The sequence below is a fragment of the Streptomyces sp. 7R007 genome, from assembly GCF_054850255.1.
This window is the reverse complement of sequence record NZ_JBTWMV010000218.1, coordinates 1-207: the sequence shown is the minus strand read 5'-3', so window position 1 is coordinate 207 and position 207 is coordinate 1. Positions and strand designations below refer to the sequence as shown.

Genomic DNA, 207 nt, shown 5'->3' with positions numbered 1-207 from the left:
CCGTCACCTCCGGCACCGCCACCAAGCTGGTCTGGAACACGGTGGGTTCCCTGTCCGAGGACGGTGTCCTGGACCTGCGGGCCGCGTTCACCGACGGCACCACCACCGGCTACTCGCAGACCGTCGAGGTCACCCTCGACCGCGACGCCGGAACCGCGCCCACCGCACAGGTCGGACCCGGTCAGGTCAACGAACTCACCGGTGACT

General features: G+C 69.6%; 1 protein-coding gene. It reads left to right on the top strand.

The window, feature by feature from the left end:
• Positions 1 to 207: hypothetical protein (locus ACYF6T_RS44870; RefSeq protein WP_461703745.1), on the top strand; the 207-nt coding region annotated here is incomplete at both ends.